Source organism: Streptomyces sp. NBC_01465 (assembly GCF_036227325.1).
Lineage (GTDB): Bacteria > Actinomycetota > Actinomycetes > Streptomycetales > Streptomycetaceae > Streptomyces.
This window is the reverse complement of the sequence record NZ_CP109467.1, coordinates 1,557,528-1,581,851: the sequence shown is the minus strand read 5'-3', so window position 1 is coordinate 1,581,851 and position 24,324 is coordinate 1,557,528. Positions and strand designations below refer to the sequence as shown.

29 protein-coding genes are annotated in these 24,324 nt (G+C 71.0%); 18 read left to right on the top strand and 11 right to left on the bottom strand.

All coding sequences use genetic code 11. The features are described from left to right. Window positions 1–5 precede the first annotated feature (5 nt). The 4 genes from OG707_RS07235 to OG707_RS07220 all read left to right on the top strand — a co-directional run bounded on the left by OG707_RS07235 (window position 6) and on the right by OG707_RS07220 (window position 3,812). The gene (locus OG707_RS07235) at window positions 6–1,235 is read left to right on the top strand and encodes an MFS transporter (RefSeq protein WP_329127647.1); all 1,230 of its coding nucleotides are present in this window, start codon (window positions 6–8) and stop codon (window positions 1,233–1,235) included. A gap of 9 nt (window positions 1,236–1,244) precedes the next feature. Further along, complete coding sequence (dapD, locus tag OG707_RS07230) at window positions 1,245–2,243, top strand: 2,3,4,5-tetrahydropyridine-2,6-dicarboxylate N-succinyltransferase (RefSeq protein ID WP_329115573.1); 999 nt, start codon at window positions 1,245–1,247, stop codon at window positions 2,241–2,243. A gap of 142 nt (window positions 2,244–2,385) precedes the next feature. After that, the gene (locus OG707_RS07225) at window positions 2,386–2,919 is read left to right on the top strand and encodes a SigE family RNA polymerase sigma factor (protein ID WP_329127646.1); all 534 of its coding nucleotides are present in this window, start codon (window positions 2,386–2,388) and stop codon (window positions 2,917–2,919) included. Next, on the top strand, window positions 2,916–3,812 hold the full coding sequence (locus OG707_RS07220) for a hypothetical protein (RefSeq protein WP_329115571.1): 897 nt from the start codon (window positions 2,916–2,918) through the stop codon (window positions 3,810–3,812). Before OG707_RS07225 ends, OG707_RS07220 begins: the two co-directional genes overlap by 4 nt. Here the strand turns inward: OG707_RS07220 and dapA are convergent. Beyond that, complete coding sequence (dapA, locus tag OG707_RS07215; RefSeq protein ID WP_329115568.1) at window positions 3,802–4,677, bottom strand: 4-hydroxy-tetrahydrodipicolinate synthase; 876 nt, start codon at window positions 4,675–4,677, stop codon at window positions 3,802–3,804. The two genes, OG707_RS07220 and dapA, sit on opposite strands and share 11 nt — an antisense overlap. 171 nt (window positions 4,678–4,848) lie before the next feature. Here dapA and OG707_RS07210 point away from each other — a divergent pair, with 171 nt between their 5' ends. Genes OG707_RS07210 through OG707_RS07200 form a run of 3 tightly spaced genes read left to right on the top strand, consistent with a single transcriptional unit; the run spans window position 4,849 to window position 5,910 of the window. Beyond that, window positions 4,849–4,986: a hypothetical protein gene (locus OG707_RS07210; RefSeq protein ID WP_329115565.1), complete on the top strand. Its 138-nt coding sequence runs from the start codon at window positions 4,849–4,851 to the stop codon at window positions 4,984–4,986. After that, entirely contained in the window at window positions 4,983–5,642 is a 660-nt protein-coding gene (locus tag OG707_RS07205; RefSeq protein WP_329115564.1) for a hypothetical protein, read from the top strand. The genes OG707_RS07210 and OG707_RS07205 overlap by 4 nt, the downstream gene beginning before the upstream one ends. Further along, on the top strand, window positions 5,632–5,910 hold the full coding sequence (locus OG707_RS07200) for a DUF4235 domain-containing protein (RefSeq protein ID WP_329115562.1): 279 nt from the start codon (window positions 5,632–5,634) through the stop codon (window positions 5,908–5,910). The genes OG707_RS07205 and OG707_RS07200 overlap by 11 nt, the downstream gene beginning before the upstream one ends. A 6-nt stretch (window positions 5,911–5,916) precedes the next feature. Here OG707_RS07200 and OG707_RS07195 read toward each other — a convergent pair whose 3' ends face one another. After that, window positions 5,917–7,476: a N,N-dimethylformamidase beta subunit family domain-containing protein gene (locus tag OG707_RS07195; RefSeq protein WP_329115560.1), complete on the bottom strand. Its 1,560-nt coding sequence runs from the start codon at window positions 7,474–7,476 to the stop codon at window positions 5,917–5,919. 100 nt (window positions 7,477–7,576) lie between these two features. On the opposite strand from OG707_RS07195, the gene OG707_RS07190 reads away from it, so the two are divergent. Further along, entirely contained in the window at window positions 7,577–8,314 is a 738-nt protein-coding gene (locus OG707_RS07190; protein ID WP_329115558.1) for an SDR family NAD(P)-dependent oxidoreductase, read from the top strand. A 4-nt stretch (window positions 8,315–8,318) separates the two neighbouring features. Here OG707_RS07190 and OG707_RS07185 read toward each other — a convergent pair whose 3' ends face one another. Together OG707_RS07185 and OG707_RS07180 are read right to left on the bottom strand one after the other, a co-directional pair. Then, window positions 8,319–8,744 carry a GNAT family N-acetyltransferase gene (locus OG707_RS07185; protein WP_329115556.1) on the bottom strand — a complete coding sequence of 142 codons (426 nt, stop codon included), beginning with the start codon at window positions 8,742–8,744 and terminating at the stop codon, window positions 8,319–8,321. Between the two features lie 12 nt (window positions 8,745–8,756). Beyond that, complete coding sequence (locus OG707_RS07180; protein WP_329115554.1) at window positions 8,757–10,202, bottom strand: sulfatase family protein; 1,446 nt, start codon at window positions 10,200–10,202, stop codon at window positions 8,757–8,759. A gap of 183 nt (window positions 10,203–10,385) precedes the next feature. Here OG707_RS07180 and OG707_RS07175 point away from each other — a divergent pair, with 183 nt between their 5' ends. Genes OG707_RS07175 through OG707_RS07160 form a run of 4 tightly spaced genes read left to right on the top strand, consistent with a single transcriptional unit; the run spans window position 10,386 to window position 12,777 of the window. Next, window positions 10,386–10,736, top strand: coding sequence for an STAS domain-containing protein (locus OG707_RS07175; RefSeq protein ID WP_329115552.1), 351 nt, complete (start codon window positions 10,386–10,388; stop codon window positions 10,734–10,736). Beyond that, window positions 10,736–11,431: an ANTAR domain-containing protein gene (locus OG707_RS07170; protein ID WP_329115550.1), complete on the top strand. Its 696-nt coding sequence runs from the start codon at window positions 10,736–10,738 to the stop codon at window positions 11,429–11,431. The genes OG707_RS07175 and OG707_RS07170 overlap by 1 nt, the downstream gene beginning before the upstream one ends. 24 nt (window positions 11,432–11,455) lie before the next feature. Next, window positions 11,456–12,172, top strand: coding sequence for a GAF and ANTAR domain-containing protein (locus tag OG707_RS07165; RefSeq protein ID WP_329115548.1), 717 nt, complete (start codon window positions 11,456–11,458; stop codon window positions 12,170–12,172). Between the two features lie 5 nt (window positions 12,173–12,177). Further along, a complete protein-coding gene (locus OG707_RS07160) occupies window positions 12,178–12,777 on the top strand; it encodes a hypothetical protein (protein ID WP_329115546.1) in 600 nt (199 codons plus the stop codon). 31 nt (window positions 12,778–12,808) lie between these two features. Here the strand turns inward: OG707_RS07160 and OG707_RS07155 are convergent, their stop codons facing one another. After that, complete coding sequence (locus OG707_RS07155; protein WP_329115544.1) at window positions 12,809–13,165, bottom strand: PRC-barrel domain-containing protein; 357 nt, start codon at window positions 13,163–13,165, stop codon at window positions 12,809–12,811. Window positions 13,166–13,498: 333 nt separating this feature from the next. Between OG707_RS07155 and OG707_RS07150 the strand changes: the two genes are divergently transcribed. The 4 genes from OG707_RS07150 (at window position 13,499) to OG707_RS07135 (ending at window position 15,274) form a co-directional block, all read left to right on the top strand. Beyond that, window positions 13,499–13,699, top strand: coding sequence for a hypothetical protein (locus OG707_RS07150; protein ID WP_329115542.1), 201 nt, complete (start codon window positions 13,499–13,501; stop codon window positions 13,697–13,699). Between the two features lie 275 nt (window positions 13,700–13,974). Next, window positions 13,975–14,148: a CsbD family protein gene (locus OG707_RS07145; RefSeq protein ID WP_329115540.1), complete on the top strand. Its 174-nt coding sequence runs from the start codon at window positions 13,975–13,977 to the stop codon at window positions 14,146–14,148. Between the two features lie 71 nt (window positions 14,149–14,219). Next, window positions 14,220–14,801: a hypothetical protein gene (locus tag OG707_RS07140; protein WP_329115537.1), complete on the top strand. Its 582-nt coding sequence runs from the start codon at window positions 14,220–14,222 to the stop codon at window positions 14,799–14,801. Further along, window positions 14,798–15,274 (top strand): hypothetical protein, encoded by a 477-nt coding sequence (locus OG707_RS07135; RefSeq protein WP_329115535.1) that lies wholly within the window; start codon window positions 14,798–14,800, stop codon window positions 15,272–15,274. The genes OG707_RS07140 and OG707_RS07135 overlap by 4 nt, the downstream gene beginning before the upstream one ends. Before the next feature lie 41 nt (window positions 15,275–15,315). On the opposite strand, the gene OG707_RS07130 is transcribed toward OG707_RS07135, so the two are convergent. Beyond that, complete coding sequence (locus OG707_RS07130; protein ID WP_329115533.1) at window positions 15,316–17,163, bottom strand: endonuclease/exonuclease/phosphatase family protein; 1,848 nt, start codon at window positions 17,161–17,163, stop codon at window positions 15,316–15,318. Window positions 17,164–17,374: 211 nt separating this feature from the next. Between OG707_RS07130 and OG707_RS07125 the strand changes: the two genes are divergently transcribed. Beyond that, the gene (locus OG707_RS07125) at window positions 17,375–18,817 is read left to right on the top strand and encodes a hypothetical protein (RefSeq protein ID WP_329115530.1); all 1,443 of its coding nucleotides are present in this window, start codon (window positions 17,375–17,377) and stop codon (window positions 18,815–18,817) included. Window positions 18,818–18,931: 114 nt separating this feature from the next. Here OG707_RS07125 and OG707_RS07120 read toward each other — a convergent pair whose 3' ends face one another. The 4 genes from OG707_RS07120 to OG707_RS07105 form a co-directional block, all read right to left on the bottom strand. After that, window positions 18,932–19,384: a hypothetical protein gene (locus tag OG707_RS07120; RefSeq protein WP_329115528.1), complete on the bottom strand. Its 453-nt coding sequence runs from the start codon at window positions 19,382–19,384 to the stop codon at window positions 18,932–18,934. 14 nt (window positions 19,385–19,398) lie between these two features. Further along, window positions 19,399–20,559, bottom strand: a complete 1,161-nt coding sequence (locus OG707_RS07115) for a hypothetical protein (protein WP_329115526.1) — start codon at window positions 20,557–20,559, stop codon at window positions 19,399–19,401. A 42-nt stretch (window positions 20,560–20,601) separates the two neighbouring features. Further along, window positions 20,602–20,841 (bottom strand): hypothetical protein, encoded by a 240-nt coding sequence (locus OG707_RS07110; RefSeq protein WP_329115524.1) that lies wholly within the window; start codon window positions 20,839–20,841, stop codon window positions 20,602–20,604. 134 nt (window positions 20,842–20,975) lie between these two features. Continuing rightward, complete coding sequence (locus tag OG707_RS07105) at window positions 20,976–21,743, bottom strand: SDR family NAD(P)-dependent oxidoreductase (RefSeq protein ID WP_329115522.1); 768 nt, start codon at window positions 21,741–21,743, stop codon at window positions 20,976–20,978. 108 nt (window positions 21,744–21,851) lie between these two features. On the opposite strand from OG707_RS07105, the gene OG707_RS07100 reads away from it, so the two are divergent. Further along, complete coding sequence (locus tag OG707_RS07100) at window positions 21,852–23,309, top strand: alkaline phosphatase PhoX (protein ID WP_329115520.1); 1,458 nt, start codon at window positions 21,852–21,854, stop codon at window positions 23,307–23,309. Here the strand turns inward: OG707_RS07100 and OG707_RS07095 are convergent. Then, window positions 23,278–24,165 (bottom strand): protein kinase domain-containing protein, encoded by an 888-nt coding sequence (locus OG707_RS07095; protein WP_329115518.1) that lies wholly within the window; start codon window positions 24,163–24,165, stop codon window positions 23,278–23,280. The two genes, OG707_RS07100 and OG707_RS07095, sit on opposite strands and share 32 nt — an antisense overlap. Window positions 24,166–24,324: the final 159 nt, after the last annotated feature.

Here is a 24,324-nt window from a genome sequence, read left to right as displayed (position 1 = left end):
TAGTGCTGAAGACCGTGCGGGAGATACCGAGAACCGTCCGGCTGCTGGCCTTCGGTCTCTTCTTCAACGCAGCCGTCGCCTTCACCTTCATCTACCTCTTCGTCTATCTGACCGGGGAGCGCGGCCTGCCGGTCGCCCGCGCGGGCGTGCTCAGCGGCATCGGCGGCATCGGGATGATCGCGGGCAACTTCACCGGGGGCTGGTACGGCGACCGGTGGGGCCACCGCCGCGTCCTCCTCGCCGCCTCCGCATGCAGCGGGGCCGGCCTCATCGCGCTGCCCGCCCTGCCGACCCCCGCGCTCTTCGCCGTCCTCCCGCTCTGTCAGTACGCCTCGGGCGTGGTCCGCGCCGCCAACTCCGCGCTCGTCGCGGTCTCCGTCCCCGAGGGGAGCCGCCGCCAGGGCTTCGCGGTGATGCGGCTCGCGAGCAACGCGGGGTTCACCGTCGGGGCGCCGCTCGGGGCGCTGGTCGCCGCCTCGCTCTCGTACACCTGGCTCTTCGTCCTCGACGGCATCGGCAGTCTGCTCTTCGCCGCGTACGCCTCCCGCGTGCTGCCCGCGCAAGGGGCCCACCGGACCCGCGCCGCACACGACCCCCAAGCACCGGGCGTCTGGCGGGAGTTGAAGGCGCGGCCCACCGTCCTGCTCCTCCTCGTCACCATCTTCTGCGCGGACATCGTCTACCGGCAGCTCTTCTCCACCGTGCCCGTCTTCCTCGGCGACCACGGCGTCTCCACCGCCGTCTACGGCTGGGTGATCGCGATCAACGGCGGACTGATCCTCTGCCTGGAACTCCCGGCCACCGTCGCCCTGCGCAAACGCGCCCCGCTCGCCGTCGTCGGCTCCGGCCTGATGCTGGTCGGCCTCGGCTACGCCGCACTGATCCTGGGGGCGACCGTGGCGGTGGCCGTCGCCATGATGGTGCTGCTCACCGCGGGCGAGATCCTCTACAAGACCCCGGCCACCGCGTACGTCGCCGACCAGGCGCCCGACCACGCCCAGGGCCGCTTCCAGTCCCTGTACGCGGGAGTCTCGGTCAGCGGTGTCGTCCTCGCCCCGCCGCTCGGCGGCGCGCTGTACTCGGCCGCGCCCGGTGCGCTGTGGCCGCTGAGCGCCGTGATCGCCGGGGCGGCGGGCGCGGTCCTGGTCGTCGCGGGACGGTCGGCGGGCCGGAGGGCCGTACCGGCGCGACCGGCCGTCGAGACCGGTTCGCCTCGGCAGCCCGCCTCCGGTTAGCGTTCGGGCATGACCGAATCGATTTCTCAGGTTCCCTCCCGCTCCACCGGCGCCGTCGCCGCCGGCCTCGCCACCCTCACCTCCGACGGCACTGTCCTCGACACCTGGTACCCCGCGCCCGAGCTCACCGCAGAGCCCGGACCGGCCGGCACCGAGCGGCTGAGCGCCGAGCAGGCCGTCGAGCTGCTGGGTGCGGGCGCCGCAAAGGCGATCGGTGCCGACGCCCGTCGTGGTGTCGAGGTCGTCGCCGTCCGTACGGTCATCGCCTCGGTCGACGACAAGCCCCTGGACGCGCACGACGTGTACCTGCGTCTGCACCTGCTCTCCCACCGCCTGGTCAAGCCGCACGGCGTGAACCTGGACGGCCAGTTCGGCTTCCTCGCCAACGTCGCCTGGACCTCGCTCGGCCCGGTCGCCGTCGACGACGTCGAGACCGTACGGCTCAACGCGCGCGCCGAGGGCCTCCACCTCCAGGTGACGTCCATCGACAAGTTCCCGCGGATGACGGACTACGTCGCCCCCAAGGGCGTCCGCATCGCCGACGCCGACCGCGTCCGCCTCGGCGCGCACCTCGCCGAGGGCACCACCGTCATGCACGAGGGCTTCGTCAACTTCAACGCCGGCACGCTCGGCACCTCCATGGTCGAGGGCCGCATCTCCGCCGGGGTCGTCGTCGGCAACGGCTCAGACATCGGCGGCGGCGCCTCCACCATGGGCACGCTCTCGGGCGGCGGCAACGTCCGGATCGTCATCGGCGAGCGCTGCCTCGTCGGCGCGGAGGCGGGTGTCGGGATCGCGCTCGGCGACGAGTGCGTCGTCGAGGCCGGTCTGTACGTCACCGCCGGTACGCGCGTCACGCTGCCCGACGGCCAGATCGTCAAGGCCCGCGAGCTCAACGGCGCATCGAACATCCTCTTCCGCCGCAACTCGGTGACCGGCAAGGTCGAGGCCCGCCCGAACAACGCGGTCTGGGGCGGCCTCAACGAGGTGCTCCACAGCCACAACTGACCTCACGGTCAACCGCCGAACGGCCCGCGCAGCTGCATCGCTGCGCGGGCCGTTCGCGTATTTTCTGGGGCACAGGCATAGCGGGGGGCGGCCGCGCACGTCACAAGGGGCAGCGAGAACCGCCCGATGAGTGAAGGTGACGATGAATGCCGAAGGCCAGGAGAGTTTCCGCGAGTTCGTGGCGGCGCGGTCCGGTGCGCTGCTGAAGACCGCCGTCCTGCTCAGCGGCGGCGACCGGCACGCCGCCGAGGACCTCCTGCAGACCGCGCTGGTGAAGGCCGCGGGGCGCTGGGAGCGGATCGAGGAGCCGGAGGCGTACGTACGGCAGATCCTCTACCGGCTGCAGGTCGGCCGGTGGCGACTGCGCTGGCCCCGAAGGGAGCTGACGGTCGCGGAGCCGCCCGAGCGGGCGCACGGGGACGGCGCCGAAGCCGCCGTCGACCTGCGCATCGTCATGCGGCGCGCGCTCGCACGGCTGACGCCGCGCCAGCGCGCGGTGCTGGTGCTGCGGTACTTCGAGGATCTGCCCGAGGCGGACGTGGCCCGGCTGCTCGGGTGTTCCGTCGGCACCGTACGCAGCACCACCCACCGCTCGCTGGCCCGGCTGCGGGCCGTCGCGCCGGAGCTCGCCCCGTCCGTCGCGCGTGACTGGAAGCCTGTGGAGGTACGCCCGTGAACAACATCGAGAATCTGGTGCGGGACACCCTGTACGACCTGGAGCAGGAGCGTGCCGAGCCCCCTGCCGACCTCGCCGACCGTGTGCTGCGCGTACGCAGGCGCAGGCCCGCCCGGGTGGCGGCCGCGGTGTGCGCCGCCGTGGTCGCGGCCCTGCTGATCGGGACGCAGGTGGTGAGCGGCGGTGGTCATACGGCGTCCGTGTCCACCCAACCGCCGTCGTACGTTATGGAGTTGGGGAGCGCCCGGAGCGTTCTGCTGAACGCCGCGGACACGGTGTCCGGGGAACCGGGGGGACTCCTGGCCCGGCCGTGGACGTACCAGAAGCTGCTCGAGGTGCGCCCCCAGCAGGAGGGGCCCGGCGAGGAGCACGGCGGGCCGCAGGTGACGGAGGAGTGGACGCGGTTCGCGGATCCGGCCTTCGAGAACGGCAGGTCGGGCGACGACCACTCGCCCCGGGAGCGGTATGAGTTCCTCGGGCGGCTGCCTGCCGACCCGGCGCAGGCGAAGGCGGCCGCACGCGCCTTCTACCCCTACCCCGGTGAACCCCGTGCCGAGCACGACTTCCGGGCGCTCTGGCTGCTGGCTTCCTCCTATCCGGTCGACTCCCGCGGGCTGGCCAGGGTCTACCGGGCGATGGCCACGATTCCCGGACTGCGGGCCGTCCAGACCAAGGACGCGGCGGGGCGGGATGCGATCGGCATCTGCCTTCCCAGTGTGCGGACGAATCAGTTGTCCGGGATGTACGACCTCCTCCTGCTCGACCCGGTGACGTACCACTACAGCGGCTTCGAGCCGATGAAGAAGACCGGTGGTGCGTGGATGACCGTCCCGGAAGGTTCCACTGCCGTACTGAGGACGGGGATGGTCGGGGCGAAGGGAGTCAGGCCCTGAGCAGTTCCTCGTACGCCGCCCGCAGCCCGTCGGACGCCTCGCGCCCGGCGGGCTGCAGCGGTTCGCGGACCGGGCCCGCGTCGACGAGCGCCTTGGCCGTGACCGTGCCGGGCAGGCCGCTCGCCATCATCAACTCCGTGAGGGGGAACAGGAGTTGGTTGAGGCGGGTGGCCTCCGCCGTGTCGCCCTTGTCGTACGCGTCGAGCACGGCGCGCACCTGCCGCGGGGCCGCGTTCGCGACCGTACTCACACAGCCCGCGCCGCCCACCGCGTACAGGGGCAGGTTCATTTCCTCGCAGCCCGAGTAATAGGCGAGCTCCGTACGGGAGATGACCTTCGTGGATCCGAGGAGGTCGTACGCGCAGTCCTTGACCGCCGCGATCCGCGGGTGGTCCGCGAGGCGCAGCATCGTCTCCGGCTCGATGCGCGTGCCCGTGCGGCCCGGGATGTCGTACAGCATCAGCGGGACGCCGGTCGCGTCCGCGACCCTGCGGAAGTGGGCCTCCAGCGCGGGCTGGGGCGGGCGGCTGTAGTACGGGGTGACCACCAACAGGCCGTCCGCGCCCGCCTCTTCGGCCGCCTGCGCCAGCTCCACCGTGTGGCGCGTGTCCGAGCTGCCCACCCCGGCCACGACGTGCGCCGTCGCGCCCACCGCCTCGCGCACCGCCCGCACCAGCGCCGTCTTCTCGGCGTCGCTCGTCGTCGGGGACTCGCCCGTCGTGCCGTTCAGGACCAGGCCGTCGCAGCCCTCGGACATCAGGCGGGCGGCCAGCTTCTGCGCGGCCGGCAGGTCCAGGTCACCCGTTGCGGTGAAGGGCGTGATCATGGCGCAGAGTGCGCGGCCGAAGGGGCGGGGTGTGGTCATGGATGCAGTGTCCGACGGTCGGAGTGTGAAGGTCCACTTAGATTTGCTTGGGGTGAAGCATGAGCAACGCTGAACAGTCGGGCCGGGAGGCGCTCTTGGCGGGGCGGCCCGGGTGCGTCACCATGGCGCCATCGGTGTCGTACGTCCACAGCGCAGCATGCGGAGGTCGCCATGAGGCTCGGCAAGGCACTCGCCAAGGGGATTGCGGAGGAGCGGCCGACGGAGGCCGAAGTGGCAGACGGGTTCCCGGAGTTGGAGGACGTCACCGTCCCCGAGTCCGAGCCCGTCGAGGTGACGGCCGCGCGATGAGGCTGCGGCTCCCCGAGGAACGTCCGACGGAGCCGCCCACCGGCTACAAGATCGCCCACCCGGTGCTGTCGCAGGACGGCAGCCGGGCGGGGTTCCTCGGCATCTCGATCGGTTCGGGTCTGCCGTACGGCGTACTGGACAACGCGCGCTGCGCCTACGGCCGCCGTCACCGCTCGCCCTCGCGCCTCTGCGACTGCGGCTTCCACTGTCTGCACGAGCGGTGCGAGGCGCAGGCGCTGCTCTGCGCCGCCGAGTACCGCAAGGCGGTCCTCCTCGACGTGGCGGTGCTCGGGGCGTACGTCCGCTACGAGCTGGGAATGCGCTACGCCCGCCAGCGCGTCCGTACCGCGACCGTCGGCCCCTGCGCCTGCCGGCGCACCGCGACCGGCTTCGCCGACGCAGGGTGGGGGCGGCCCGGCTGGCAGGCATTGGAGCCGGTGTGCGGGGCATGCGCAGGGAGTCGTACGCCGCTCTCGCTCGCCGACTTCGCACGCCTCGGCGGCGAGGGACTGCGGGTGATCGCCTCGCCCGAGGCGGAGGTGGAGTCCGCGGTCACCACCGCCGAACTCGTCGCGGAGGTGGCGCTGCTGCAGGCCCGGCTCGACTGGTTCCAGGGGCAGTTGGCGCGGCTGACCGGAGGAGAACATGGCAAGTAAGAAGCGGAAGATGAGCCTGTGCTACCGCCCCGTGGGCATGGTCCTCGGGATCGGCGGCGGCATGATCGCCGGTGCGCTCTTCGGGCGGGCCTGGAAGGTCGTCGGGGACGGACGCGAGGCGCCCGACCCCCTCGACGACGAGCGCGCCTGGCGCGAGGTGCTGACCGCGGCCGCCCTCCACGGGGCGATCTTCGCCGTGGTGAAGGCGGCCGTCGACCGGGGCGGGGCCGAGGGGGTGCGGCGGATCACGGGGCGCTGGCCCGCGTAGAGAAGATCACCAGAGGTTCTCGCGGGACCAGGTGGGGTCGCCCGCGTACGGATGGAAGTGGTCCAGGTTGTCGTGGGCCGGGTGCGTGTGCGCCGCCGGGCCCGCCGCGAAGGCGTGCAGCAGATTCTCCGTGACCTTCGAAGTGAACTTCGCCGTACGGGCGTTGATGCCGTGCCCGCCGTCCCCGTTGATCGACCCGACCCAGCGCATCGTCCCCGTGTTGAAGACGCCCGCGCCGCTCTTGGCCGTGTAATAGGCCGAGTTGGCGAAGGAGTTGATCCCTCGGCAGGTCAGCGGCGAGTGCGAGATCACCTCGATGGGGCGGGGCGTGGACTCCGATCCGTTGGCCCGGTCGTACTCCGTGCCGACCAGACCCGGGAACTTCTCGCCCTGCCGCACCCCCGTCCCCGCGAAGAGCCAGTGGCCCGGTGAGGTGACGACATAGTCGGCGGTCGTCGGATTCGACTCGTACAGCGTCCCCGTGAGCGAGTTCTCCGGCTGGGCGTGCGGCGGCTCGCGGAAATTGGTGGTCGGGTAGCCGCCCTCGGGACGGCCCGGGTCCTGCGGCCAGTCGTTCTTGTAGCAGACGACCAGGCGGTGCGCTCCGAGCGCGGTCGGCTCCAGGCGGGTGCGCCGGAAGCAGGCGTTGGCGCCGAGGAAGGCGAGGTTGGTGCCCCGGTCGCGGGCCGCCGTGATCCGGTCGCGCATGGGCTGCGTCCAGTACTCGTCGTGTCCCAGGCTGATCACCGCGGTCGCGCCCTTGAGGATCTCCGGGTCGCGCTCGATGTCCATGTTGGTGACGTACGCGGGCGAGAGCCCGATCCGCTCGGCGAGCGCGACGACGGGCTGCTCGTACGTGAGGAACAGGCCGTCCCCGTCCCGGTGGTAGGGCCGGTCGCAGCTGACCGCGCGCGAGCGGTGCGCGTCGTCGCCTTTCCCGTCGGGGCCGTTGTAGAGGCTGTGGCCGCCCCAGGTGTTGTACGCCTGCCAGGTCGCGACGGCGTTCACCAGGACGACGCGCCCGTGCGTGGAGGCGGACCGCACGGTGATCGGCACATAGCGCTGGCCGCCGCTCGCCGCGGTCAGCCGGATCAGATACGAACCCTCCGGCCAGTCCTTCGTGGGCACCTCGGCGTCCGCGTCCCACTTGGTGGTGACGGTGTACGTCGCCGGGTGGACGGAGGCGGGAGGCTGCTGTCGGCCCTTGACCGACGGCGACTCCCAGACCTTGCGGGCCAGCGCACCCCCGTACCAGCCCATCCGGAACGCCTCGGCCCGGAACGTCTTCGCGGTCGTGTGCACATGCAGCCGGAACGGCTCGCCCCGGGCCACGCTCACCCGGTCCGCGTACCCCTCGATCTCGCGCTGCCCGCCGCGCCCCTTGAGCCGCCAGTCCGCGTCACCGCTCCGGTCGTTCTCCAGGCCCGACGCCTTCGCGGCGGGCGAGACCGGATGCCCCGAAGCGCTCTGGCCGGCGCCGCCCGTCCCTTCCGTACTGCATCCCGCGGCACCTGCGGCGGCGACCGCCCCGAGGAAGACCCTGCGACTCCATGCCGCCCGTTCCATGCGCTGCTCCGCTTCTCCGCACCCTGCGACTGCCGGGGGCAGTCTGCCGTCTGGAATGATCTACGGCGGGCCCGACAGGCTTACTGGGAGGGAAGAGCGCATGAGCGAGCAAAGCGTTGCTCTGGTCACAGGGTCGTCTTCGGGCATCGGCGAGGCGGTGGCGCGGCGGCTGGCCGCGGCCGGGATGAGGATCGTCGTCAACTCCGCGCACTCCGTCGACGCGGGCCGCAAGCTGGCCGCGGAGCTGCCGGACGCCGTCTATGTGCAGGCGGACATCGCGGACCAGGCGGAGGCGGAGCGGCTCGTCGAGGAGGCGGTCGCCGCGTACGGACGGCTCGACGTGCTGGTCAACTGCGCGGGCACGACCCGCTTCATCCCGCACGACGACCTCGCGGCGGCGTCACCCGACGTGTGGCGCGACATCTTCGACGTCAATGTCATCGGCGTCTGGCAGACCATCACCGCGGCCGTCCCGCACCTGCGGGCGAGCGGGTCAGGGGCCGTCGTCACCATCTCCTCGCAGGCGGGCGTGCGCCCGGGCGGCAGCTCGATCCCGTACGCGGTGAGCAAGGCGGCGGTGAACCACATGACCCTGCTCCTCGCCAAGACGCTGGGCCCCGAGATCCGCGTCAACGCGGTCGCCCCGGGCTTCATCGACACCCCGTGGTTCGACGGGGTCGAGGGCGCGGAGGAGTCGAAGGCCCATGTGGCGGCGGCCGTTCCGATGCGGCGCGTGGGACGGGCCGAGGACGTCGCCGAGGCGGTCCACGATCTGGCGCGGGCGGCGTACATCACCGGCGAGGTGCTGCTGGTGGACGGCGGCGGGCACCTGCTCTGAGGGGTCAGAGGCTCAGCTTGAATCCGTCGTGGCTGCGCGCGAAGCCCAACTGCGCGTAGAAGCGGTGCGCTTCGGTGCGCTCCTTGTTGCTGGTCAGCTGGACCAGCGCGCAGCCACGCGCCCGGGCACGGTCGATCGCCTCCCGCATGAGGGTGCCGCCCAGACCGTGCCCGCGGCGGTCGGCCCGGACGCGTACGGCCTCGAACAGGGCGCGTTCGGTGCCGTGCTTTCCCAGGCCGGGGATGTACGTCGCCTGGAGGCAGCCCAGGACCGTGCCGTCCTCGTCGGCCAGGACCAGCATCTCGTTGCGCGGGTCGCTCTCGATGGCGGCGAAGGCGGCTTCGTACGCCGTGTCCACGGCCTCCGCGCCGTCGGTGATCAGGGCGACGACCGCGGGCAGGTCCTGGTGGGTGGCGGTACGGAAGATCATGGCGGGAGTCTGTCAGAGGCGCGGAACGCCGTGCACCGCACCCGGGGTGTACGGCAGGAGCGTCGCCGCCGTCTTCTCCCAGCTGCGCCGCATCGCCGTGACCCGGTCCGGTTCGTCCGCCGCCTTGTCCGCGATCTCGCGTACGTCCGACGTCAGGTCGAAGAGCTTGTCGCGGCCGCCTGGACCCCGGTAGTACTTCCAGCGTCCCTCGCGCAGGGCGCGCTCGTGCTCCGTGCGCCAGAACAGCGGGCGGTCGCCCAGCTTCTCGCCGCGCAGGAGCCAGCCCGCCAGACTGTCGCCGTCCAGCGGATGCGAGGCAGGCTCGCGCGCCCCGGCGACATCGATGAACGTGGCCGTCCAGTCCATGGTCACCACCGGTTCGTGGCTGACCTGCCCGCTGTCGACCCGCTCCGGCCAGCGCAGCACGGCCGGCACCCGCAGCCCGCCCTCCTGGAGCTGGTGCTTGCCGCCGTTCAGCGGCCACCGGTAGCTGTACGCCTCACCGCCGTTGTCGCTGGTGAACAGCACGAGGGTGTTGCGCTCGGCGCCGCTCGCGCGCAGCGCCGCTAGGACCTTGCCGACCGCCCGGTCCAGGGACTCGACCATCTTCGCGTACGTCTCGACCGAGCCCGTGTCGCGCGTGGTGAGCACCTCGTTCCTCCCCGCATCGAACTCGGCGTCGAGCCGCGCGCTCAGCGCCGCGTCGTCCTCCGTCTCCCAAGGCCAGTGCGGGGTCGTGTAGTTGAGGTTCAGCAGCCAGGGGCGGCTCTCGTCCTTGCGGGCGCCGATCCAGTCGACCGCGCGCTCGGTCAGGACGGTCGTGTAGTACCGCAGGTCCTTGTACGGGGTCTCGCCCTCGTACAGATCGTGCTTGCCGTCCAGGCCGCGCTTGGAGAAGTAGTCGAGCGCACCGCCCATGTTCCCGAAGAAGGTCTCCCAGCCCGAGCGGGTGGGGCTGTAGTCGGGCAGATAGCCGCAGTGCCACTTGCCGAACATCGCCGTGCGGTATCCGGCCGCCTTCAGCTGTGTGGCCAGCGTGGGCCTGCCCGGCTCCAGGCCCACCGTGCCGCGACGGCCGATCGGCTCGGCGAGACCGCCCGGCGTACGGCCGGGGAACTGGCCCGTGTAGAGCCCGAAGCGGGTCGGCGAACAGCTGGAGGAGGCCGCGTAGTTGTCCGTGAAACGGACCCCTTCGCGGGCGAGCCTGTCGATGTTCGGCGTGGAGATGTGCGGGGCGCCGTACGAGGAGAGATCCGCCCACCCCAGGTCGTCCGCGAGGATCATCAGGATGTTGGGGCGGTCCGTGACGGCCGCGGGCTTGGCGGAGAAGGGCTTCTCGTTCGCCGGGGCCGGCTTCTTCTCGCCGCCGTACGCGGCCACCGCCGCCACGCCGAGACCGAGCCCCGCGGCGCCCACGGCCCCGCCCAGGGCACGGCGGCTGATGCCGTTGCCTGTCAAAACGCCTCACTTCGGGTCAGTCCGGTCCCGTCGGTGGCGCAGATTAGCCGTTCAACCTGTGAGAGCCGCGCCCCCGGACCGGGCTATGCTGCGGTGAGGACGTCCCAGACCCCGGCGACTCGTACGCCCGGACTGGCGGCACCCGAGTGGTGCTGTCCGGCGGGTCTTATGAACCGAGGCGTCATGTCCCTGCCACAGCTCAATGTCTATCGGCACGACCGGAAGACGCAGGCGCTGGTCACCCTGTCCGGCGAGCTCGATCTGGAAACGGCGGACCTGGTCCGGGAGTCGCTGCAGCGGTGTCTGCGGGACGGCATCCTGACCGTCGACGTCGACCTCACCCCGCTGGTCTTCTGCGACTGCAGCGGACTCAATGTCTTCCTCCAGGCGTGGCAGGAAGCCGAGAACACCGGGGCGACCCTTCAACTGCACTGGCCGCCGCCGATTCTGGAGCGGCTGCTCGCACTGACCGAATGCGACTTCCTGGTCTCCGGAGCCGCAGCCGTCCCGGTGACGCTTGCCGCCACCGGCTGATGTCCGGCGGGCGGCGGTCGGCCCGGATCCTGGTGCTGGTCGCGGAGCAGGCCGCGCGGCGCGGGGCCAGGATCGGCGTGGTCGACGTGTGTACGGCGGCGGTCGCGGCGCTGCCGGTGCGCGGGGCGGGGGTCTCGGCGATGTCGCGTACCCGTGAGAGCAGCCCGGTGTGCAGCACGGACGACGTCAGCGAACAGCTGGAGGAGCTGCAGCTGGCTCTGGGCGAGGGTCCCTGCGTGGACGCCTTCGCCCTCGGGGAGGCGGTTCTCGCACCCGATATCCGGGGCGGTGAAGTGCGGGACCGCTGGCCGGTGTTCGCCGCGGCCGCCGCCGAGGCCGGGGCGGGCGCGGTCTTCGCGATACCGCTGCAGATCGGGGCGATCAGCCCGGGCGTCCTCGATCTGTACGCCGCCGCGCCTGTGGAACTGGGCGCCGACGAACTGGCCGACGCCATGGCCTTCGCCGACACCGCCACCCTCGTCCTTCTCGACGGGGGCCAGGCCGAACTCGGCGGCTACCGGGCCGAGATCGACCAGGCCACCGGAATGCTCACCGAACAGCTCGGAGTGGGGGCCGAGGAAGCGTTCGTACGGCTGCGTGCCCATACGTACGCCGAAGGGCGGCGCCTCGCCGAGGTGGCCGCCGACGTCGTGGCACACCGGCTGCGTCTTCCTCCCGATCAGGACCCGGACTAGTCTCGAAGGACAGAGGGTGAGCCGATGAATCAACAGCTGCTGGCCAAGACATTCGTGGAGCTCGCGGACAATCTCGTCGCCGACTTCGACCTGATCGACTTCCTGCGCCTGCTCACCGACCGCTGCGTCGGAATGCTCGACGTGAACGCCGCCGGAGTGCTCCTCGCCGACCGCGACGGCGAGCTGCGCGTGATGGCCGCCTCCAGCGAGCAGGTGCGCCTCCTGGAGCTCTTCCAGCTCCAGAACGACGAAGGCCCCTGCCTGGAGTGCTTCCGCACCGGTGCGCCGGTGACCGTCCCCGATCTGCTGACGGAGGCCGCGCGCTGGCCGCGCTTCGTCGCCCAGACCCACCACCGCGGTTTCCGCTCGGTGCAGGCGCTGCCGATGCGGCTGCGCGACGAGGTGGTCGGCGCGCTGAACCTCTTCCGGATCGACGCAGGGCCCTTCGACCCCGCGGGCACGCCCGTCGCGCAGGCCCTGGCCGACGTCGCCACCATCAGCCTGCTCCAGCAGCGCTCCAGCCGGCGCAGCACCGTGCTCAACGAGCAGTTGCAGACCGCCCTGAACAGCCGGGTGCTGATCGAGCAGGCGAAGGGGAAGTACGCGGAGCGGCGGGGTGTCGACATGGAGCAGGCCTTCAGTGCACTGCGCGGATACGCCCGTTCGCACAACCGCCGTCTCTCCGATGTCGCCCGCGCCTTCATCGACGGCAGTGAATCCTTCGACGGACTGGGAGCCTGACCGCCATGGACGCTGTGCGACTGCGCCGGCTCAACCGCTGGCAGGCCGAGGGGATGCGGGAGGACCTCGCCGATCTGTACGTGGAATCCACCCAGGCCGTCGCCGGCGAGGAATACCACAGCAGGCAGGCCTTCCTGGGCCGTCTGGCGGACGACGTACGGCAGCCGGGCTTCGACATGCTGGTCGCCGAGGCGGAGACCGTGTCGGGGTGCGTCTTCGGATTCCCCGTGCCGCGCGACGGCTCCTGGTGGGAGGGGTTCGACGGCCCGCTGCCGCAGAACATCGAGCAACTCACCGCCTCCGGCCATGTCTTCGCGATCACCGAGACGCTCGTCCACCCGCACGAACACCCCCGCGGACTCGCCCGCCGGCTTCAGGAGCAGCTGCTCGCCGAGCACGAGGCTTCGCTCGGTGCGGCGCTGGTGGAGCGGTCCGAGCGCAATGCCGCGGCCGCGCTGCGGTCCTGGGGGTGGCAGGAGGTGGGGCGGCTCGACCGGCCCGCGGGCCCGGACGGCCTCAGGGTGCTGGTGCTTCCCCTCGGCGAGCGGACTGCCGAGCATCCGGACGGGCTCGCGCACAACGACCAGACGCAGCGGCCCGAATAGGGGTCCGTGCGGGGAGTGTTCAGCTGCGGGTTCAGCGGCGGGCGAGGCGGCGCACCGCGTCCTTGCCCGTCTCGTAGGGCAGCCCGTAGTGCTGGAAGACGGCCTCCTCGTCCTCCGCGGGCAGGATGTCGTCCGTCCCGATCGAAGGGGCGGACTGTACGAGCGCCTTGGCGTACGCGACCTTGAGGTAGTCCGGGCCGAGTGTCGCGTCCTGGAGCGGGACGAAGCGGAGCCGGTGGCGGGTGGGCAGGCCTGTCCGTACCGTCGCCATGGCGGGTTCGTCGGTCGCGATGTCCACGTAGATTGCTTCGAGCATCCCGATCCGGTGCCCCGCCTCGTCGACGACGTCGCGGCCCCGCCACTCGCGGGGGTCGGCGGCGCGCATCACGGCCGCCGGTACGGGTGTTGGTGGTGGACGGTCGTGGTGCGATCCATGTACGGCCTCCGGGACGCTTGCGGGTCACTGCTGCCGGGGGCTCGGGCCGCACCGAACAGCGTAGTCCTGCCCAGAGGTTGGCGACCCCGTACGACGTCACCGGGTACTCCCGTGCGCAGACGGCCGGTTGCCACCTGTCCAGGGTGCGGCCGGAGGGCTAGCGTGCGGATGCGGCCCCGGCCCCCGGCAGCGACGAACACCGCTCGCGCCCTTCGGGGGCGCATCCCGCGGGCCGGCCCAGCCGCCCGCCGCGTCGCACGCAGCCCACCATTGCAGGCGGTACACATGTACGCGCTGGTCGCACTCGTTCCCTTCGTCCTGCTCGGCACGGTGATGGGGCTCTCCTGGTGGGAGGACCGCATTCTGCCGCGGCCCGATCCCGCCGAAGCCCTCACCGAGGCTCCATTTGCCCCGGCCGACCCGGCTCCGCCTCCTGAACTCCCCAGCAACACAACGCTGTTGACAGACCAGACAGTCGGGCGTTGACTGCGGATTACGGCGTAGGACCATGCCGTCCGGTACGCAAGGGCGAAGCATTCCTCCTTACCGATTCGCCAGGACCTCGCGGACACCAGGAACGATTCCCGCGAACCGGAGGCCCGGCCATGCTGTTCTGGATTCTTCTCATTGTGCTGATCCTGGTGGTGCTCGGCGTGGTCGGACGCGGCCGGAGCCGCGGACGCAGCCGCGGAGGACGCAGGTCCTCCCGCAGTCGCCGGTGAACCGGCAGACCCCCACCGCAACCCTCACAGAGGACAGCCATGAGCGTTGGAAGCACCATGAAGCACAAGGCCCAGGAACTCCAGGGCCGGATCACCGAACGCCTCGGCCGCAGGACCCGTAACCGGAGTCTGCAGCGGCAGGGCAGGAACGACCGGGTGGCCGGCGGCCTGAAGCAGTCCGGCGACAAGGCGAAGCGCGCCTTCAAGCGCTGACCACGACCGCCCCGGGCCGTGTCCACGTCGCATGGGCGCTGCCCGGCCGGCACCGGAAGGAAGGCACCACCATGTTCGCCATCGTCATCATCGCCGTGGTCGTCGTCATCGTCGCCGCCGGGCTCTACGTGGGGCTCAGCAGGCGCGGCGGCGGGCACGGGCTGAAGCAGCGCTTCGGCCCCGAGTACGACCGTACGGTCACCCGTCACGACGGGGACACCAAGGCAGCCGACGAGGAACTGCACGAGCGTGTGAAGCAGCACGGCGCCCTCGAGAGGCAGCCGATCTCGGCCGAGAGCCGGGCGACGTACCAGGCCCAATGGGCCGACATCCAGGAGCAGTTCGTCGAGTCCCCGCAGAAGGCGGTCGCCGAGGCCGACGCTCTGCTCGCGCGGCTGGCGAAGGAGCGCGGCTTCCCGGACGGCGAACAGTTCGGCACGCACCTCGACGCGCTCTCCGTCCACCACGCCGATCAGGTCGAGGGATACCGCATGCTGCACACGGCGGTACGCGGCCAGAGCGGCACCGAGGAGATGCGGGAGGCCATGGTCGAGGCCAAGGGCCTGTTCGGCGCACTCCTCTTCGACGACGACGGCAACGACGAGCCGGCCGACCCGGGCCGGCGCCATGCGAAGGAAAGCGGCACACGATGATGTACGACGCCGAACGCGCCCAGCAGCCCGCGGAGAGGGAGACCCCGGCCTCCCCCCAGCAGTCCGCAGCGAAGCGGGCCCCCGTCTCCGCCCAGCAGCCCGCGCAGGGCCAGCCGCCCGCCCAGCCCGCGCCTGCGGTCGCGCCCGCGCCCGTGCGCGAGCAGATCGGCGGCAGCGACGGACACGACCACATCAAAGCCTCGGAACCGCTGCTCACCCAGAGCGAACGCGACAAGCTGACGCTGCGCCTGACGCAGGCCCTCAACACCTTCGTGGACAGCCCGCGCCAGGCGGTTTCGGAGGCCGACAGCGCCTTCGACGAGATCGTCACCCATCTCACCGAGACCCTCGACGAACGGCGCCGTATGCTCCGTGCGAGCTGGCAGGGCCAGGGCGCCGGGGCCGAGACGGAGGAGCTGAGGCTCGCTCTGCGCCAGTACCGGGAGATCACCGGCAAGCTGCTGACGCTGTAGCCCCGTACACCCTCCCCGCACCTCCGCCCCGGCGGACGCGACTACGGCCTGAAGTGGATCACCTGAGGGTCGTGGTCGCTGTTCTGCGCCGCGAACTCCGAGTTGATGTGCACGCTGTCGAAGAAGAAGCCCTCCTTGCGGATCGACGGCGACACCAGGATCTGGTCCAGGACCTGCGAGTTGCCCTGGTAGTCGTAGGTGTAGCGCTCGCTCTTCGGCAGGGACCTGATGCCCGAGTAGAGCGCCCCGCCGTCCTCGATCAGCTTCGTCGTGTCGGAGAAGTCGAAGTCGTTGATGTCACCGAGCGCGAGCACACTCGCGTGCTTGTCGGCCTTCAGGATCTCCTTCGTGAACGCGTTCACGGCCTGCGCCTGCAGATGACGCTGGGTCTCGGAGGAGCGCGGCACCGGCTGGTACTGCGAGGTCAGGGCGTAGTCGCCGCCCTTCGAGGAGAAGTGGTTGGCGATGACGAAGACCTTCTGGCCGCGGAAGGAGAACTGGCCCACCAGCGGCACCCGGCTGGCGTTCCAGGCCGCGTTGGCCGGGTCGATCCGGCCGGGGGAGGCCGACAGGTTCACCTTCCCGTTGCCGCCCACCACCGTCGTCGCCGTGGTGGCGTCGCCGCCCGGGATGTCGGTGAAGGAGACCCGGTCCGGGTTGAAGAGGAACACCTGGCGGATGTTGCCGCCGGGCTCGCCGCCGCTCTTGCCGTCCACCGGGTCGATCGTGCGCGCCTCGTAGGAGGGGCCGCCCGCGGCGACGACCGCGTCGATGAACTTCTGCACGGTGACGGACGAGTCGACCGTGCCGTCGTTCTTCGCGCCGTTGTTGTCCTGGATCTCCTCCAGGGCGACGATGTCCGGCGAGGCGAGATTGTTGACGACGGCCGCCGCGAGGTTGTCGAACTTCGACTGCGGGTCGGTCGGGTCGAGGTTCTCCACGTTGTACGTGGCGACCGCCAGCTCGCTCTTCTTCTGCTTGCGGGTGACCTCGGGCTTCAGCCCGTTGTCCTTCACCGTCAGCGAGTTGTTGGCCAGCAGCGTGTAGCCGCCGAAGGAGTTGAAGTCGAGCGGGCCCTGCGCGCCACTGGTCACGACATCGCCGACATTGGCGGTCGGGAAGGCCTCGGTGGCGGTCGGGATCAACGACTGGATCTGCAGTCGGCCGGTGTTCTGGTCGTCGTACGAGGCGTAGAGCGAGCCGCCCCGGTGGGTGGCGTTCTCGTGCGGCTTGACCGTGACCCACAGCTCCGAGTAGGCGTCGGTGGCCGTCGTCACCCGGGAGGAGCCGATCTTGACGTTCATACCCTCCAGCGACTCGTAGAAGTCGAGGGCGTACTTCTTCGGCTGCAGGGTGAGGCCGTTGATGCTGTTCGACGCGGCGGTGTCGCCGTCCGGGGAGTAACGGCCGGGCACCGAACGGCTGTTGAGGACCGTCGCCGCCGGGACGGGGTTGCCCGAGGAGACCACCGTCACCGTCGGCTTGCTGAGCTCGGTGAGGGACTGGTTGCCGCTGGACGCGCCGCCGGGGACGTACTCGCTGACCGTGGCGGAGACGGTGACGGAGTCGCCGACCGCGACCGTGGGGTTCGAGCTGGTGAAGACGAATATGCCCTCGCTGGTCGCGGCGTTGTCGTCCGGCGCCGCGTCCTGGAACCAGAAGCCCTTGGACGACCCGTAGGTACGGATGCCGGTCACGATCCCCGGCACGCCCTCGACCTTCTGGCCGGCGAGCGGGGAGATCCGGGTCGCGCCCTGGATGTCGTGGATACGGACCTCGGCGGCCGAGGCGGAGGACGTACCGGCCAGCAGGCCGGCGCCCAGTGCGGCGGCGATCACGGCCGCGACCGCGGCAGATCTGGGGAGGCTGGAGGAACGGGCGGCAGGCATCAGGGAACTCCGGAGGTGAGAGGGTCAGGAGGGGTGAGGGGGTGGCGGCGCTCTCAGTGTTCTACGCGCGTAAATCTCTTGTGTGAGCAGGGGAGTTGTCAAGGGTTCCTCGGTGGACGACAGCTGACGGGTACATGAACCGGGTGGCATGGGGTGAAATGCGTCTACGCTGGGGCGCTGCCGACTCGTAACCCCCCAAGGAGAACCACCGATGTCCGGAGACCGCCCGACCCTGCCGCCGGTGCGGCTGAACTCCGACGCGGAGCTCGCGCGCGACGCGCTCGCCTCGCCGCTGTTCGCGCGGGCCGTGCTGCTCGCCCGCTGGGCCGGGCCCGGCACGCGGGTCGCCGCCGGCGGCGAACTCGTCGAGGCGCAGCTGCCCGGCGCGGCCGAGGCGCTCGGGCTCGCCGCGGACGAGGACGGGGCGGCGTACGCGAGCGAGGCGTGGCGCCTGGCCGTCGACATCGGCCTCCTCGACGTCGAGGACCCGGAAGAGGAGGACGGCGAGGGCACGGTCACCGCCGGGGACAACCTCGCGCTGGTCACCTCCGGCAGCCCGCAGGAGATCCTCGCGCTCTGGCTGGACGGCCTGGAGGCCGTGTACGGCGACGCGATCGCCCCTCTCTTCGACGACTTCGCGGACCTCGTGGGCGAGGACGGCGAGATCGACTTCGAGAAGCTGGAGTGGGACCCGGAGATCGAGTCGGAGTTCCTCGACGGCGTACTCGGCAATCTGTACCTGCTGACCGTGGCCGGCGACGGACCCGAGGGCGAGCCGGTGCCGCTGCCCGCGCTGGCCGCCTCCGTGATCGTCCCCGAGGACATGGGGGAGCCGACCGACGACGTACTGGAGCAGGTGTCGGAGGCGATGATGCGCCTCGACGACCAGTTCAGGGTCCTGGAGCCGATCGGGCTCGTCGCGTACCAGCCCGTCGACGAGGCGCTGATGGTCGAGGAGGGCGAGGAGCCCGCCGAGCCCCTCGACGACGAGGACGTGTCGCGCTACGGCATGGTCCGCCTCACCCCGCTCGGCCTGTACGGCATCCGGGCGCGGATGCTGGATGCGGGCGTGGAGGCGCCGGCGGTCGGGGACCTCGCCGACAAGGGGGCCGACGTCCTGCTCGACGCACTGGCGTACTTCCCCGAGTCCTCGGCCCGCGCCGAGACGCTGGGCTGGCTGGAGGGCCGCGAACCGGCCGCCGCCGTACGGGAGTTGCTCGCCGCGGCCCGCGGCGGCGACGAGGGCGCGCCGCTGCGCAGGCTCTACTGCCAGCAGGCGCTGTCGCTGGTGGCGGCGGACGAGGCGGAGCCCGAGGTCCGGGGCGTACTGGACGACGCGGAACTCGGCGGCCTGGCCCGGGTCTGGCTGGTCGAGCGGGGGGCCGCGGACGTGCCCGCCCCGCCGGAGTCGATGATCTTCTGGCTGGCGATCGACACGATCGCCGCGCAGCTGGACGCGGACGGCGAACTGGAGGAGCTCCAGGGCCTGGTGGAGGGCCTGGTCGGACAGCACGCGGGCTTCTTCGAGGCGGCGTGGCGGGTCGACCACCCGGCGACGGCGGACGTACTGGAGGCGATGGGCCGCCTCCACTCCGACAAGAGGGCGGCGAAGGACGCCCGCAAGGCGGCGTTCAAGGCGAGGTCGCGCAACTAAGCCCGTCCGGCGATTGAGGACACGCGGCCGAAGGTCGCGTACAGGAGCTCGCCCCAGCACGGGAAAGGGCGGGACCGGGGGTTGCCCCCCGACCCGCCCCACCCGGCTAACCCGTCAGCACTCGTACTTGGTCGTGTGCTTGAACGACGACGAAGCCCCGTCGAACCCGTACGTGCCCCGGTACGCCGGAGGATTCTGGTACTCCCCGACGATCGTGACCGTATTCGCGCTCGACCCCTGCCCCGTCCTCTTCGCGTCCAGCCTCAGCTGCTCGCCGATGTAACCGCCCGTGATCTCCCACGGCGCACCGCTGATGCCGCTGGTGATCTTTCCGCCGGTCACCACGTGCGGGTACGTGTTCGGGTTGTACTTCACCTCGATGCCGAAGGTGATCGACCCGTTGTGGAGCTCCAGCTTCGCGCTCGTCTGGACCGCGTCCGCCGTCACGTCCTGCTGCGTGGCGAATGCCTCGTCACGCGTCTTGACCTCCGCACCCTGCGGATTGAGGTAGCGGTGCTCGGAGCGGGACGACTGTCCCTTGGACGACTTGCGTGCCTGAGTGGTCATGGTGCCTCCTCCCGTCAGGCCAGCTGCTCGGCGATTTCGACGCGCAGCAGCGCACGGACGTTCTCGATGTGGTTGACCACGGTCACCACGGTCGAACCCGCGAAGAGCAGGCCGAGCGCGACGTTGTCGGGGGAGGTCACCAGCGAACCGGAGTCGCCGCCCGCCGAGATGTTCGTGGTCAGGATCTGGTCCTTGAAGCGGGCCGTGCCCGCCGTACCGTAGTTGACGTCGATCGTCGCGTCGGTCGCGATGATGCGGCCGAAGCTGATGTTGGTCGTACGGCCGGTCTTCTTCACCGGGTCGCCGACCGCCACGTTGGACTTGCGGCGCCAGGCGCGCGGTGCGCCGCTGAAGTACTGCTCACGCGTCGCGTCCTGGAACTCGACCTTGCCGAGCGCCGCGTCGACGATGTTGTTCTGCCGCTCCAGCGGCATCTGCGGGGCGAACTGCACGGTGATGAACCGGTCCAGTGTCGCGATCCGGTCCGCCGGGTCCTGCCCGCCGTCGAAGACGCCGGGCTGCACGATCGCGCTGCCCTGGGGCGCGCGGTTGCAGTCCGCGAGCACGTGGTTGTTGGAGAGGATGTAGAACGCGGACGGGGTGCCGAGACCGGGCCCGGGCGGGTCCGTCGTGGCGCCCGGCAGGAAGTCGTAGACCACGCTGCCGAGCGTGCCGGCCGTCACCCGTACGTTCCCGACGGAGATGCCCGAAGGGGCGGGCCGCATACGGCGCTTGAGGAGCTGCGGCTCCAGGGAACCCAGCTCACGGAGCTCTTCCAGCATCGGCTGCGAGAGCTGTGCGAGCTGCTCGGAGACGTTGCCGTCGCCGCGGTAGGACCCTTCCTGAGCAGGCACGCCACGCTGGCCGCGCTGCTGCTGGTGGCGCTGTGCGGAGACATGACCCACCGCGATCACGTCGGTCGGGGTGCCGTCGTCCATCTGCTGCGGGACGACGTCCCGCTCGGGCAGCATGGACTCGGGAACCTTCTGGGTGACGAACACGACGACGGCCTGTTCGCCGGTCGGCCGTCCGTCGGTCCACTTCATGCCGTGGCCGAAGCCGACCACATTGGCCAGCGGCGACTGCGGCCGCAAGAAGTCGGACGTTGCTTGCTGTCGGGAACTGTCACTGATCTGCCCGCCTGTCGGGCCGCGCATCATCTCGGGCTGGCTCACGCCAGACCACCTTCTTCTGCTAGATCGGTGTGCAGGGTTCCGTTACGACTCGTCGTGCTGGGCGTCGACGTTCCCGATCGCGATCACGCGCACAGGTATGCCGTCGAGCTCGTCCGGAACCACGTCTTCCTGCCGGAGCCGGTCACGGGGCACTGTCCGGGTCACGAAGACGACAATGACGTCTTCTCCCGAGTGCTCGTCCCTCCCGATGCCCACCCCGGTCACGTTGGCCAGCTGCAAGAGCCGGCTCTCGTGGAGGGTGCGAACCTGTTTTGCGTCCACTGGCTCGCCTCCCCAACGGGTGAAGCAGGTAAGGCCATGTCTAATCGTGACCGGCACCTAGGGTCAAGGCATTCTGCACTAAATCTTCAGATTGGAGGTGATTCTTTCTACTTGACCTTGTTTATGAAGATTCATCAAGTACGAAGGTGGGAAGCCCCGTTGAAATCGAGCACCGCGCCCGACGACCACTGAGCCATCGGCGACGCCAGCCACAGCACCGCCTCCGCCACCTCCTCCGCCGAAGCCACCCGCCCGAAGGGCGACTGTGCCCGGATCGCCTCGCCCTCCGCCCCGCTGAGCCGCCCGGCGACTCGCTCCGTCTCGAAGAATCCGGGCGCCACGGAGGCCACCCCGATCCCGTACGGAGCGAGCGAGACCGCCAGGGACTGGCCCAGCGCGTGCACCGCCGCCTTCGTCGCCCCGTACGCCGGGTGGTCGGGCTCGCCCCGGAAGGCGCCCCGCGAACCGATGTTGACGATCCGCCCGCCCCTGCCCTGCTCGATCATGCGGCGCGCGGCGAGATGACTCAGGTTCGCCGTGGCCAGCAGATTCACCGACACGTGGCTCTGCCAGATCGCCGCCCACTCCTCGTACGAGGTCTCGGCGAGCGGATGGCGTACGTTGACGGCCGCGTTGTTGACCAGCACGTCGATCCCGCCCAGACCTTCGGCCGCCGCGTCCGCGACCGCGGCTGCTCCGGCGGGGTCCGACAGATCGCCGCCGACGAGCACATGCCCTTTCCCCGTAAGGGAGTTGAGCGTCGCCTCAGCATCCTCGCGCCGCGACCCGTAGTGCACCGCGACTCGGTCGCCGTTGGCCGCGAAGGCCTGCCCGACCGCACGGCCCAGACCCCGGGACGCCCCGCTGATGAGAACCCGGCGACCCGTAGTTGGGAGATTCATGGGGAAAGGCCTCTCGATGTCGTGTGCTGTTCAACCTCCGTTTATACGCGGGCGGGACGGTGAGCCCGCAATCGCCCGAGCCCGTACGAGTCCTTCAGGAGACCCGCGATGCCGCTCAGCCGCAGGGAGTTCACCAGACAGTCCGCACTCACCGGTGCGGGGGTCGCCCTCACCGGCGCCGTGGGAGCCCTGGCCACCGCGCCCGGCGCCCTCGCCGCCGAGGAGCACAGCTCCGGACACGGGCACGACCACGGTCATGGCCACGGGCACCACCACACCCCGGGGTACGGCGCCCTGATCTCCGACCCCAAGGGCATACTCGCGCTGCCCAAGGGCTTCTCGTACCGGATCATCACCCGCACCGGCGTCACCAAGCTGGAGTCGGGTGAGTCCACCCCCTCCAACCACGACGGCACCGCCACCTTCGCGGGCTCGCGCGGCACCACGCTCCTGGTCAACAACCACGAGCTGGCCGGCGCCCGCGCCGACTGGCCGCACCCCGTCCCGCTCACCGAGGGCCTCGTCTACGACCCGGCCGCCGCCGGCGGCTGCACGGTCGTCGAGGTGCACCGCGGCGGCGAGGTCGCCGAGTGGGTCGGCATCGCCGGCACCGCCACCAACTGCGCCGGCGGTTCCACCCCTTGGGGCACCTGGCTGACCTGCGAGGAGACCGAGGACAAGGCCGGCAAGAACGGCTTCACCAAGGACCACGGCTACGTCTTCGAGGTCGACCCCCACGACCGGCGCGCCAACCGCGCCCCCAAGCCCATCAAGGCGCTGGGCCGTTACGCCCACGAGGCCGTCGTCGTCGACCCGAAGCGCGGCCACCTCTACCTCACGGAGGACGCGTCGGGCCCCAACGGCCTGCTCTACCGTTGGACCCCGCCGGAGGGCTTCAAGCACGGCCGCGGCAAGCTCCGCACGCTCGCCGACGACGCGGGCGTCCTCCAGGCCACCAAGGTCTTCGACAAGCACGGCAACTTCGTCGACGACCTCTCGCGCGCCACGAAGATCGGCACGGTCTACGGCGTGGACTGGGTCGACGTCCCCGACCGCGACGCCAAGTCGGTCTCCGTGCGCAAGCAGTTCACCGACACCCAGGTCACCCGGGCGCGCAAGCTCGAAGGCATGTGGTGGGGCGACGGCGGCACGTACATCGTCTCCTCGTTCGCCCGCGCCGAGAGCCCCGTCCAGCACGACGGCCAGGTCTGGTTCTACGACCCGAAGCGCCGCACGCTGACCCTGAAGGTGCTCCTCGGCGTCAACCCCGACCCCTCGGTCGACGGCGCCTTCGACGGCCCCGACAACATCACCGTCTCCCCGTACGGCGGCCTGGTCATCGCCGAGGACGGCGAGGGTGTCTCGCACCTCTTCGGCGCGACCGAGAGCGGCGTCACGTACCCGATCGCCCGCAACGAGCTCAACATCGGCACGGCGGACGACCCCGAGTGGAGCGAGTTCACCGGCGTGACGTTCTCGCCCGACGGCGACACCCTCTTCGCCAACATCCAGGTGCCGGGCATCATGCTCGCCATCACAGGCCCGTGGAAGCGCCAGCCCCGCTAAATCCGTCGTCCACACCGTCGCCGAACTCGCCGTCCATCGCGGCGAGTTCGGCGAGGTACTCCTGCTCGCTCGCGATCATCCCGGCCAGCGGCTCCCGGTCCCACCACGGCTCCTCGCCCGCCCGCGCGGCACACCACCGCGCCAGCTCCGGTACGGAGGGACGGTCCGCGGGGTACTTGGCGAGGCAGCGCGCGAGGAAGCCCGGCCACTCCGTGCCCGGTACGCCCACCAGGTCGGGCCCCGAGTGCCGCGTCCGGTACAGCACCTGCTGCGCACCGCCCGCACCGTGCGGATTGCGCCCGGTGGCGGCCAGCGCGAGCAGCGCACCCAGGGCGAACACATCGGCGGCGGGCCCCGAACCGCCCTCGCCGCTGAGGAGTTCGGGCGCGATGAACCCGGGCGAGCCACCGCTCCCGCACCCGCCGAAGCCGGTGACCACGGGGCCGCCGCGGGTGACGACCACCGTGGCCGGCTTGAGCCCGTAGTGCAGAATCCCCGCCGAATGGATCCGGTGCAGGCCCTCGGCCGCCATCACACCCAGCGAACCGAGATCACCGGGACCCAGCGGCCCCAGCGTCGCGACCGACTCCGAGAGCGAGACGCCCGCGAAGTGCTCGGCGGCGACCCACGGGCGCGGCGCGTCCGCGTCGGCGCCCACGACATTGGCGGTGTACGGGCCGGTCACGGCCCGCGCGGCGGTGGTCTCGCGGCGGAAGTGCTCGCGGAACTCCGGGTCGGCGGCGAGGCGTTCACTGACGGTCCGTACGACGACATAACGCCCGTCGGGCGCGATCCCGAGCTGATCCCCGGCCCCGCCGAGCGGTGCGACGATCCGGTACCCCGCGACCTGTGCCATGCGGTGGCCCCCTTCGGGCTGGTGATGATCTGTGCGACGCGTCCGGGGGCGCACTTGGTTGCGCCGTCCCCTAAAACCCTTGGCGCGTGCGTCGGCCGCGCTCCTACAGTGAATCTCGTCCAGGTGCGCAGGCAGGACCTACTTCCACTCATAATGGGG